The following is an 11,963-nucleotide window of genomic DNA, read 5'->3' as shown; positions in this document are numbered from 1 at the left end:
TTAAAGAATACCTCATCGAGGCAGAATTGCGAAAACGATGCTGTACAGGAACAGCGTTATACAGAAAGTTTGAACGTACCCCTTTTGTCGGAGATGACCCCAGCTTTTACCTGTTTGAAAACAGTTTCCGCACGATGTGTCGGATGTGTCATGCTCGTCTTGGTGCGGAGTTCCAGGTATTTTTCTATCAACATTCTCTCATCATCGTCTTTCCATTTTTGCGGATTTTTTATATCAAGTTTGCCGGACAACTCATTTACCGCGTCACCCAAAATGCGAGGGACATGTCCCGGCCTGTTTACATGCTGGTCTAGCAACAAGGCAACGCCGTATTCTGAAGTTATGTAATCGCATACATGGAATTCCCCGATTTTCTTTTTATCCTGCTTGTAAAACAGATCAATTCTGCTGGCGGCATGGAGTGTCTGTATCTCACGCATATCGTCGTCATGCCCCGCCAGCCAAAAACGGTATGCCCACGGAAGCGAACGCAAGGTATTTTTCTGTGTTGAATCTCCAAGTAGCACCCCGCCAATTTTGAAATATCCTACTGGTGTGGCCCCTTCCCTGTACCGCACCCCTTCCGGAACAAGCCCGTACCTGCCAAAATATTTTTCATATGAGTCGGGAAACCTTTCTTTGAGTTTTTCAAGTACGGCTGCAAGCTCACCAGCTTCACTTCCTGGCCCGGTGGTCCACTGGAAAACGCCGGCGGAAAGAAAACAGTTGTCCCATGTATTAATCGACTCGAATTTCCCCTCATTTTCGGAAACCGCTTTCATGACGTTCAGTAGAGATTGTGAGATATTTTTGAACCTCGACTTGTTTTTCTGGATAAATTCCGCAATTGAGGTGGAACCGGCATTATATATACCAAGCTTGTATTTCTTGCCGAATTTGGTGCCATCCGGAGCGTAAGCCCTTTCGTCCTCGTATTTGAAACCGGCTACATCCTCCTTCTTCTGTGGCGGAGGGAGTGTGGTAAGTTTTTCAAGAGTAATATATTCCTCTGTAACGTAACCGGTGAGTCCATTCGCCTGCACCTTCAGCCAGCTCCCCTCATCCTCAAGGATGTTTACAGTGGTATTTCTCGGAAGCCTTGAGATTATCTCCCCGCCCGGACTCATCCTCATATTCAGGAGATCTATATTTACGTTTCCAGAACGTTTAACAACCTCAACATGGGTGTCAGGCTGTTTATTCTCCTGCCGCTTTACATTGATATACTTCGAACCGACAAAGCCTGTGAGCCCGCTTGCCCGAACGTAAAACCATGAACCCTCCCGCGCCAGTATTTCCAGCTCCGTACCAAGCGGGAGGAGTTTGATAACCGGCCCTCCCGGAGAAAACCTCATATTCAGGCTGGAAACGCTTACGCTTCCTTCGGCTATCATTGGGCGTGTCTAGCCTTTTGACTGCATCATAGAGTTTTTATCCGATGAACCTTTCGAGCTTCCAAAGAAATATGATAGCACCTGCGTGAAGCCGGATATTAGCGCGCCTATAATAATCATTAATATGGGATTGTTGTTCAGCTTCTCCATAACCCCCTTGTCAATCGATGGATCACTGCTAATAAAGATGACTTTGTAAAAAAGATACCCAGCTATGCCAAAAAAACTTCCAAGGACAATATATGCCATCACATAAAGATGATTGTTCCCCTTGCCGGTCGCTTTTGCGAGAGCGACTTCACGTGAACGCGCCGAATCCATATCCGCTAAAAATGCCTTCGTCTCCTCAAGCTGAAGTTCCTGCAGTTTCTGTTTGTGCGTCATTTCAAATTCTCGCAGTTTTGTGATTGCTTCGGGATCAGATTGTATCGCGTTCAACAGTTCCTCGGGATTGCTCGGGTTTGAATCGAAAATGCCCGCGACCATCTTTCCTGCGACAGCGCCGGCAGGCCCTCCAAGTATGCCTCCTAGCAACGGAACACCCTGCGAAACAAGCGATTTACCGATTTCCTTCCAGTCCATAGATACCTCCCCAGATATTTCAATAACCTCGACGTTGCCCGGCTTTTTGCAATGCAGGCGCAAACAATATTTAGGTAAATATCGTATGCATCCCGCTTTATTTACGACGTGGTGATGCTACCACAAGGTAATCATATTTTCAAGTGATAATTCTGACAACTGGTGAATAAATACAAGGCAACCGTATTTCCTGACAAGCATTAAGGTGATGTGTACCCAACCACTGGGTAGAAACTGCTCCCCATATGAACATGCGCAACAAGTTCCAGCACAAAACTGTTAATAAATTTAACTTTGGCCTTGTAGATAGGCCAATCAGTTCTTTCTGAAAGATATTTTTCGTACGATTCCAGATCATCCGCAAACTGGATATTTACCTTTCTTATATCCTGTCTGTATTTCTCACGGATAAATGCTTCATCGTCGTCTTTGCCATTGCTCATGCTATTTTCAAAAGCCATCTCAAGATATTTCAGCTTTTGTTCGCGCGCGCGATTTTTTTCAAAATACCTTTCTTCAACCTCCCTGATAACTGCAAGTTCTTTTTCACCAGCAGTCTCCTTAACAGCCAGCTTGAAATATTCATTGTCGGAAATCGATGTCCATAACTCAACAAAAGTCTCTTCCTTTTCCAGGGAGGCATCTATTTTTTCAAGCCAGTTCCTTCTTGCCTTCTGAAATAATCTTTCCACAAAAGCCTTGTCCCATATAACTATCATCTCGTCACTGCTTTGTTCAAACACAACCCTGCTTGCATAACCTCCCTCCGAAGTTTTGAAAAGTATCGGGCTACGCGGAGCTAACAATCTGTTTTTCAGCAAATGCTTCCTTACAAGGGTATTCATCTCTCTATAAAACAGGTCGGCATCACCTGTATCAACCGCCAGATGAAATAGCAAATCCATGCTTGGATCGAAGAAATTGTCTTTTTCCTGAAATTCCAGCGCAAGACGTTTGGATTTCTCAAGATCCCCTTCAATAAAAGCAAGGGAGGCCTTGATAAATCCCAAGTTCCTCATGCCTGGAACTCTCTGGTCTATGATCGCCACTGTCTTTTCCAGCTTCTCCACATCCCTGGTTACTACAAGAAGTTTCGCAAGCATGTTCAGTGAATTTATATCCGGTTTTATGGCAACCGAATTACTCAATTCCTCGATTTGAGATGAGATCGACCTCATTTCTATTGCTGCCTGATAACGATATTGCGTAACAACCCAGGGGAAAAAAGTGAAACAGGCAACCGTTACCATAACAATTGAAGTCAGGGCAACCGCACTTTTGCCAGTTTGAACAGCTGTTTTTTGCCTTGAGACGTCGTTAACTGACAGCCTCTTTAGAGTAAAGACGATGCTGATCATCATGAACAGCGGTAGTTTTACTACCATCATCCGCGGCACGAGAGAGGCAAGGCTTTGTATGTGATAGCCGAGGAATCCTCCAGATATCCCGATCGCCAATATTCGCACCCCGGCGTTATGCTTTGATGACCGTAATACCTTTACAAGCTTTGCGATTATATAACCCCATACGAAAAGATAGGTCACCAAGCCAAAAAATCCCGCTTCCTGCATATATTCCAATATTTCGGAATGGACATGGCCGTATGCCACGGAGGATACATATATCCTTACGGATGGATCAACAAACTCCTGGTAAAGCTGATGAGAACTACCAAGCCCGTACCCGAATAAAGGTGAGGCAGATATGGAATCGACTGCCGCCTTCCACGGAATCAAACGAGGCGTCCATGTTTCAATATTTAGCAATTTAGCGAACCGGTTATGTTCTATATTTATATTTGCTATAAGCGAGAAGATGATTGCCGTTAAAACCAACACTATCAAAGCAACCGATGTGATTTTAAATACCGATCTACGCTCCCGCTTTGCCAGAACATAGAGTGAATAAAGAAACCCTGAGAACATGATCCCGATGAAACAACCAGCGATAGCGGCTCTGGTGCCTGTAAGGGAAAGTCCCATCAACCCAAAAAAGAGCACAGCCAGCCAGAAGCCGTTATTTCTATCAAACTTGAGTTTGATATGCACGTTATTCGTTTTTGCCAATGACAACGATCCCAGAAAAAGGGCAAAGAAAATGGGCAAGAGCAGATTCAGGAAACCGGCAAAATAATTTGGATTCCCGAATGTTGATTGAACTCTATTCTGAAAAAATATTCTGGCGAAGCCGTTTGAGACAAGAATATTCTCAATTAACCCCCAAAGGCTCACATAGATAACAGTTATCCCTATCAAGAAAATAAGGGGTGAGATATCATTCATTTCTTTTATATTTCTATAGATATATCCGGCATAGACGATTACAGCCAAGGTTATGGAAAACTCCATGAACAGAAAGTAGTTGTAGTGACCTGCCTGGACAAAGTATCCCGGGATGGTCGCCAAAGGGAGGAGCGATAGAATAAGCCACATTTCCCACGGCTCTTCACCCGAATCTTTTTCTCTATGAATGATATCGTACCAGACTACCAGAAAAGCAGCGCCTGCAAGGGCTAGAAGAGTTTTATAGTCTGATACTTCATAGAAGATATGTGAGGTAGTAAGGTTTATTGCGAGGAAGATAAGACCAACCGCAAAAAGAGGCGAATTCAAAAGCTCCTTTTGCGACGGAACTTTCATTTATCCCCCCTCTCCACAAAAACAGGCCCGGAAACCAGAACCGTTATTAAAACGGTTTGGCTTCCGGGCAACTGTTAATAAGGCAGATTTTCGGACGAAACAGCTAGTCCCGAAACAATAACAACGGTTTTACCCACTTCTTTTATTGAAATAGCTAAAGACAACATTTGATATATTTTGGGGATATGTAATTTATATATTCTGAAAGTTCTCAAAAATCGCACGCAAGGCGCATTTCTGAAACATGGAAGAATAGAATTTCATATTAGCAGTTTCATAATCTGGAAAACGGCATCCCAAAGGACAAGACCGTTTAATCTCTACTTTATTAGTAGCGGTTTCTCCCACCGCCACCGCCGCCGCCGCCGAAGCCGCCTCTACCGCCGCCGCGACCTTCGCGTGGAGCCTGAGGTCTTGCCTCTGCAACCGTGATATCACGTCCGGCCAGGTTTGAGCCGTTCAGCTTCTCGATACAGCTAGCCGCATCTTCGTCGCTTCCCATTTCAACAAACCCGAAGCCTTTGCTTCTGCCTGTATCGCGGTCTGTTATGACCTTGGCGGATTCAACAGCACCGACTTCGGCAAAAGCCGCTTCCAGAGCTGAATCACTCACCGTGAAAGGAAGATTACCTACATACAATTTTTTACCCATGTTACCTCCTATTAGGCTAGGGTTCGGCCATAGAGGACATGAGCACCATGCTCTGAAACTCCGGCGCGTTAATATTACAGTGCGAATTTTAGCATAAAAAGATTCCTTGATGTACATAATTTTCTCGCCTCAGAGCCGGATACCCTGCCAAAGACCGGCTTCTCGCCCCCCAGGCGCCATCCTCTCGTTTTTCAGGGATACTTCTTGTTGCCATTCTCCTCATGCCGATTACATATTACCCCTTTGCCAATGAATTCTCATTTTCAGGAAAGTCGTGTTTACCAGAAGAGAAGAACAGATTACTATAAGTCTATATGGGACCTGGAAATATCTATTACAAATTAAGGAAGAAAAAGGTCACCCCCTCGAAAATAATCAGCTGGTGTCTTAGATGGGCCAATTCCAGGTATATTACCAACGGCGCCAGCCTCCCCCCCCTCCGGCTCTTTATCAATGTAAACAGCCGGTGTAACGCAAGGTGCAGCCAGTGTGACGTAGGGATCCAGGCCACCGACAGCATGTTCTACCAGACCATGATAGGGGACGGGAACCACGAGCTTTCTTTATCAAAGGTAAAGGAGCTGATGGAGGAGCTTGCCGTAGAAAAGCCGCTTATCGCCTTTAACGGCGTCGAACCGACACTCTGGAAACCACTGCCGGAAGCGATCATGGCGGCAACATCCCTCGGGATGGAGACGCAGATCACCACAAACGGGCTACTCCTCCCAAAGCTGGCAGACGATCTGTTTAAGGCCGGTATAGGATCGGTTTGGGTATCTCTTGATGGACCGGGAGATATCCATGACTCTATTCGAGGGATACCGGGATGCTTCGAAAAAGCGGTCGCCGGGCTAAGGAGACTTCATGAATTGAAGATCCAGAACGGCTCTTCCAGGCCTTCGTTAAATGTGGTTGGCACCATCTTCCACTCCAACCAGGGGTCGATTTTGGACTTGCTACGATTTCTTGCCGACTCAGGGATAGCAATCGATGAAGTTATGCTCCACCACCTGCAGTTCATCACGGAGAAACAGGCTGAGGAACATAACCGAAAATATGGCATGTACCCAGTAACTGCGATCTCGTCGGGATTATCCGATCCCGGCAAGGTAGATATAAAAAAACTCGCCGAAGAGATAGAACGGGTGGAAAACGCCGGCATCGACCTGAATATCCGCTGGAAACCTTACCTGAGGAGCTCAGAAGAGCTTGGCGAATGGTATCGACATCCTGAAAAATTCATCGGGAACGACAGGTGCCGGGTATTCTGGACCGAAATACAGCTTCTGGCAAACGGCGAACTCACCGGCTCACAGAGATGTTTTCCCCTCCAAATCGGCAATATTAACCAGACACCGATAAAAGAGCTTTGGAACGGCCCTAAAATGAGGGAGTGGCGGAAGCTGATCCAGCGGGAGGGGGCTTTGGCAGCCTGTAGCAGATGCTGTAGCCTGCTTTAAGCTGTTATTTTCATAATTTAACCGCCAATACTATTTCAATAAATTGCCGGATTACGGTATAGTTTCAAGGTTGAAGTTAGTAACCGATTTTTTACTTATATTATTTGGAAACAGATTTACTTTAATAGAATTAAGCAATGCATGACACTACGATGGATAATCGCTTGAAGGTAATTGATCTAGGGAGGGTGATTCCCTATATCCTCTACCTTGGAGCATTTACATCCTCAATTTCCATAGCCGGTATCAATGCGGTAATCGCGATCTTCACCATTCTCTTCCTTTACGATCTCTACAAGACAAAAGAGTGGAAAAATATAGATGTCGATTTCTCCCTTTTTGCCCTGGTCTACTCTTGGAAAGGGATTACCGTCCTGATAAACGGCGTCTTCAGCTTTTTCGTTGAAATAAGGGAAATATGGGATAAATTCCTGTACATACTAATCGGACGATTCTCTATTGCAAAGGACGTGCTCGACAAGACGCTTCATACTCTCTTCATGACCAACAACCTCCTTATATGCTGGGCGATCCTGCAGAAATATTTTGGCGCTCCGTATATTTTCCAAAGGCTCTGGGTTGAAATGTTCGAAGAGAGGCTTATCGGGTATTTCGGGCATCCACTCCATTACGGGGGGTACATATCTCTTGTATTCATGGTCTGCCTGACGCTCTCCATCTTTTACAAAAAGGAGTATGCCTATTACCTCCCGCTCCTGCTGACAGGTCTGGTTTATTCCGGATCGAGGAGCTACTTCCTCAGCGTCGCTCTCACCGTTATCCTGATAACTCCCTTTAAATCACGAAAATTTTTCGTCTCATCCTTAATGATTATCCCGACCCTGTTTGCAGTTTATTTCTTTGCCTTTTCCGGTTTCAGGAACAGGATGGAGAGGATATTCGAGGTGGATTTCGCCTCACGGCTGAAATATTGGGAAATTGCCTGGGATACCTTCAAGGACAACCCGTTTTTCGGCGTCGGATACAACCAGTTAACCTTTATCCTGAAGAAGTTTTCGGCAGAGGGGATCATTCACAACCCTTCCCACGCGCATAACCTCTACCTGCAGGAACTTGCGGAAGGGGGGGTGATCGGCCTCCTCATCATGCTGTTCCTCTTCGTGTACTTCATGCGCAAGTATCTGACCCTTTTCAAGGAGGAAAAGGAAAGAAATCCCTACCTCGGAGCGATATACATAGGGCTTTTCGGTTGTTACATTAACCTCGCAATAGCGGGTATCTTTGAATACAATTTCGGCGCCGAGGTTGTGTGGGCACAGCTCACCTTCATGATGGGGCTGGCCGAAGGTTTCAGGAAATGGTCCAAGGAAGCCCTGAGCACAACGTAAACCGTACTCCTTCTCTCCTGCAAACAATTTGTATCAATATCAAATCTTCTGCTAACATGTTTTTATGAAGAAATCCGGATTCCTTTCAGGAACTTTTATACTTCTATCTTTCATTCTTGCCGGTTGCGACGCCATAAAATCGGGGAATCCGCCGGACGATCCTAAAGCTACCGACTTCATAGAGAACAGGAGATCAAAGGCCTCCCTCGCCCGCTTCCAGACACCGTCAAAACTGGAGGAGTACCTGAAGGAGAGCATTAAAAGATCAACCGATAATTCCAGCCAGGGGAGGTACTTTCTCGATACCGGCGTACCGGAAACAAACGGCACGGCCACTGCCGCTGATGCGGGTACTGGGACCCAGTCTGCCACTGTCTTCTCGACGACAAATCTTCAGGAAGCCGGAGTTGACGAGGCCGACCTCGTAAAAACAGATGGAGATTACCTGTACATCGCTGTCCCTGATTCTTACATGTACCACAGCGGGTGGGATATCGGAATTTCAGACGTTGCTCCCGCAACCAATGAAGCAGTTGGCAGCGGAGGAACCGCAACAGATGCGGTAAGCCCGGATACCGCTACAACCAGCACGGATAGCACAAATGATACATCAACCTCTACTTCAACTGAAACGTCCACATCTATAATCGACGATTCCGCCTTCATTAACAGCTACAAAAATAAAATAAGGGTGATGAAGCTTTCAACGGCTACACCAGGCGCAACCGAAACATCCGTAATACCGATTACGGACAATTCCCATGGAATAAACGATTTTTATCTGGTTACCGGAAGAGCAAACAAGCCAGACCTCCTGGCAATCATCGCAACAGGTTCCAATTTCGATTACGGCTACTGGTTCAATCCCTGGTATGGGGTGAATTCGACTACCAGCATCGACCTTGTTGATGTGAGTGATCCGGCCTCCCCCGCTAACCTGAAAAACATCTCTATCGACGGACAGGTAATTTCGAGCAGACGCATCGGGGAGACTCTTTATCTTGTTACACGATTCACACCGAGCATTGACGGTTATGAAATGTACCCTGCAGACGACGCGCAAAAGAACAATAACACTGCGCTACTTGAAGCGGCAACACTGTCCGATCTCCTCCCCGGTTACAGGATAGATGGAGCTGATGCGGGACCTCTTACCGATGCCGAGGATTGCTACCTCCCCCCTACCCCAAACGATGAAATTACCACTCAGACAGTAATAACTGTGACGGCAATAAACCTCGCGCTACCCGACACCCCAAGGTCAAGCTGTATCATAGGCCAATCGGAAACGGTTTACGTCTCCCAAACCTCTCTATACCTAGCGACCACACGATATAACTATAACGTTGCTTCAACCTCTGTCATGCTGGACGCTTCATCCGGCACCTCCAAAAGCGTCGAGATGGTCACCTATACCGAGCCGATGGTTTACACCGACTTGCACAAGTTCTCACTTGGTAATTCGCTCCCTTCCTACTGCTGTTCGGGGATTGTGGATGGGCATCTCGGCTGGGAGCAGGATAAAAAATCGTTCCGCATGGGGGAGCATAACGGCTACCTGAGAATAGTGACCTCGCTTGGAGATACCTGGAACAATACTTCAACAACCCGACTAACGGTATTGGGAGAGTCGATGGAGAGCGGAATCTCCGTGTTAAAGGAGATTTCACGCCTACCAAACACCGGCCGTCCCGGAGCAATAGGAAAACCAGGTGAGCGGCTCTACTCTGCGCGATTCATGGGGGAGCGGGGTTTCCTGGTAACCTTCAAAGTCACCGACCCGCTCTATATTCTCGACCTCTCGAACCCCGTCGACCCCTATATCGCCGGGGAACTTCAAATTGACGGCTACTCGGATTACCTTCACCTCGTGAACGAGAACCTTCTCCTCGGCATTGGGAAGGATACCGTGCCCGATACCTCCTCAAGCTGGGGAGACGGACGAGGGGCGTGGTACCAAGGGGTCAAACTCTCACTCTTTGATATTACCAACCCGGAAAATCCGACGGAATCCGATAGCTATATTATCGGCAAGCGGGGCACCTCCTCGGACGCTCTAATGGACCACAAGGCGATCACCTATCTCCCGGCGACTGAAGCCAAGCCGGCAAGGCTTGCGATAAACATCCTTCTGCATGACACAACTCCCACATACAGCGAGTGGTTTGACGCCAACGAACCATTCGCCTACTACGAATGGACGCATACGGGACTTTACCTTTTCGACCTGAATCCGCCTACCAACCTCGGAAAAATAGACCTAAAGGGGAAAATGATCGTAAAGGAGCGGAGCGCAACTGAGACTTATGACTGGCTGGATGGCAACAGCAGGGCAGTAATCGTGAACGATTCGGTTCACTACGTCAAAGGGGGAAGAGTTCGATCAGGTTCGTGGAGCGCCGACCCGGCCGCTACCTCCCCGCAATAATCCTCTTCGCTCCCCAAATGCCTTGATGTTTCCCCCTCTCTCTGCGAGACTGCCATGAATGAGCATTATTAAACATGGCAGACAGAAACTTGGCCAGCACTTCCTAAGCGACGAGAGTGTAAAGGAACAGATAGTCTCACTAGCCGGAATTTCATACGACTCGAACATCCTCGAGATCGGGCCGGGAAAAGGGGCGCTTACGAACCTCCTCTACGGCAAGGGGAAAACCCTTACCCTCATTGAGGCCGATGAAAAACTCGCGTTAAAGCTGGAAAAAATAATGCCGGATGCGGAGGTCATCCACTCAAAGGCAGAAAGGGTCGACTTTTCCACCCTCCCCGCACCGCTATTGGTAGTATCGAATCTCCCTTACTTCGCCTCTATCCCTATCTTCAAACAATGCACGACATATAGGCCATATATTTCAAGAATGGTTCTGATGTTCCAGAAAGAGGTAGGTGAACGGTTATCTTCCCCCCCTGGCAGTCGTCATTACGGCTCTCTATCGGTCTTTGCGAATTTCCACTGGGAGATTGAGAATGCCTTTACTGTGAAACCGGGGTCATTTACCCCACCTCCCAAGGTTCATTCCGTTGTGCTCACATTCATTCCCCGGGCGAAACCTCCGGTTGAGTGTGATGAAAAGAGTCTCTTCCGGCTAGTAACTATCGCGTTCAGCCAAAAGAGGAAAACGCTGAAAAACAACCTCAAGGCGATATACACAGCCGTATCTATCGACAAAGCTCTCGCCTCATCAGGCATAGCGGAAAAAGGGAGGGCGGAGGATATTCCGGTGACGCAATTCGCCCAAATGCTTGAACAGCTGGAGGAGAAGAAGGGGAAATAACCCCGTTTACCGATACCCGCTAGTGAATGAGTTTGCCAAAGCGGTCCCACCGCATCCCTAGAGGGAGCATACGGTATATATCGCGCGACCAGTAGATAGTGAAAGCCCTGCCGACGACCGCTTCCCTGTCCAGGAATCCCCACCACCTGCTGTCCATGCTGTTCTCCCTGTTATCCCCCATCATGAAGTATTTCCCTTCAGGAATTATCACTGGATTGAAATTGTCTCTCGGCACGACCGGGAAGTATCCTTCCAGCCCGCTTTCGTGATAGGCATACATGGAATCGTCCAGCGGCATATCGTTGATATATACAATACGGTCACGCACCTCTATCTTCTCGCCTGGGAGACCGACCAGTCTTTTGATGAAATCCCGCGACGGATCCTGCGGGTATTTGAAAACCATGATGTCCCCTCTTTTCGGCTCGCGGAATTTGTATACAAGCTTGTCCACCAGTATCTGATCCCCCACCAGGAGAGTAGGCACCATTGAGCCCGACGGTATCTTGAATGCCTGCACAACGAAAGATCTTATGACAAGCGCGAAAATAAGGGCGAGGATTATTGCCTCAATGTATTCCCGTGAAAGCGATTTTTGAGTTTTATCCATTT

General features: G+C 47.2%; 9 protein-coding genes. 4 read left to right on the top strand and 5 right to left on the bottom strand.

Annotated elements, in window-relative coordinates:
• Positions 1–56: 56 nt before the first annotated feature.
• The 4 genes from OEY64_07395 to OEY64_07380 form a co-directional block, all read right to left on the bottom strand.
• Positions 57–1,394, bottom strand: a complete 1,338-nt coding sequence (locus OEY64_07395; protein ID MDH5542773.1) for an SH3 domain-containing protein — start codon at positions 1,392–1,394, stop codon at positions 57–59.
• Positions 1,395–1,403: 9 nt separating this feature from the next.
• On the bottom strand, positions 1,404–1,976 hold the full coding sequence (locus OEY64_07390) for a chloride channel protein (GenBank protein MDH5542772.1): 573 nt from the start codon (positions 1,974–1,976) through the stop codon (positions 1,404–1,406).
• A 200-nt stretch (positions 1,977–2,176) separates the two neighbouring features.
• Positions 2,177–4,615, bottom strand: a complete 2,439-nt coding sequence (locus OEY64_07385) for an O-antigen ligase family protein (GenBank protein MDH5542771.1) — start codon at positions 4,613–4,615, stop codon at positions 2,177–2,179.
• A gap of 328 nt (positions 4,616–4,943) precedes the next feature.
• Positions 4,944–5,267, bottom strand: a complete 324-nt coding sequence (locus OEY64_07380) for an RNA-binding protein (GenBank protein MDH5542770.1) — start codon at positions 5,265–5,267, stop codon at positions 4,944–4,946.
• A 314-nt stretch (positions 5,268–5,581) separates the two neighbouring features.
• On the opposite strand from OEY64_07380, the gene OEY64_07375 reads away from it, so the two are divergent.
• From OEY64_07375 to rsmA, 4 genes are all read left to right on the top strand, one after another.
• Positions 5,582–6,727, top strand: coding sequence for a radical SAM protein (locus OEY64_07375; GenBank protein ID MDH5542769.1), 1,146 nt, complete (start codon positions 5,582–5,584; stop codon positions 6,725–6,727).
• A 164-nt stretch (positions 6,728–6,891) separates the two neighbouring features.
• A complete protein-coding gene (locus OEY64_07370; protein MDH5542768.1) occupies positions 6,892–8,076 on the top strand; it encodes an O-antigen ligase family protein in 1,185 nt (394 codons plus the stop codon).
• 64 nt (positions 8,077–8,140) lie between these two features.
• Complete coding sequence (locus OEY64_07365) at positions 8,141–10,504, top strand: beta-propeller domain-containing protein (GenBank protein MDH5542767.1); 2,364 nt, start codon at positions 8,141–8,143, stop codon at positions 10,502–10,504.
• A gap of 58 nt (positions 10,505–10,562) precedes the next feature.
• Positions 10,563–11,351 carry a 16S rRNA (adenine(1518)-N(6)/adenine(1519)-N(6))-dimethyltransferase RsmA gene (gene rsmA / locus OEY64_07360; GenBank protein MDH5542766.1) on the top strand — a complete coding sequence of 263 codons (789 nt, stop codon included), beginning with the start codon at positions 10,563–10,565 and terminating at the stop codon, positions 11,349–11,351.
• A 19-nt stretch (positions 11,352–11,370) separates the two neighbouring features.
• Here the strand turns inward: rsmA and lepB are convergent, their stop codons facing one another.
• Positions 11,371–11,961 (bottom strand): signal peptidase I, encoded by a 591-nt coding sequence (gene lepB / locus OEY64_07355; protein MDH5542765.1) that lies wholly within the window; start codon positions 11,959–11,961, stop codon positions 11,371–11,373.
• Positions 11,962–11,963 lie beyond the last annotated feature (2 nt).

The organism is Nitrospinota bacterium, assembly GCA_029881495.1.
Taxonomy (GTDB): Bacteria; Nitrospinota_A; UBA7883; order JACRGQ01; family JACRGQ01; genus JAOUMJ01.
This window is presented reverse-complemented; position numbering and strand designations above follow the sequence as displayed.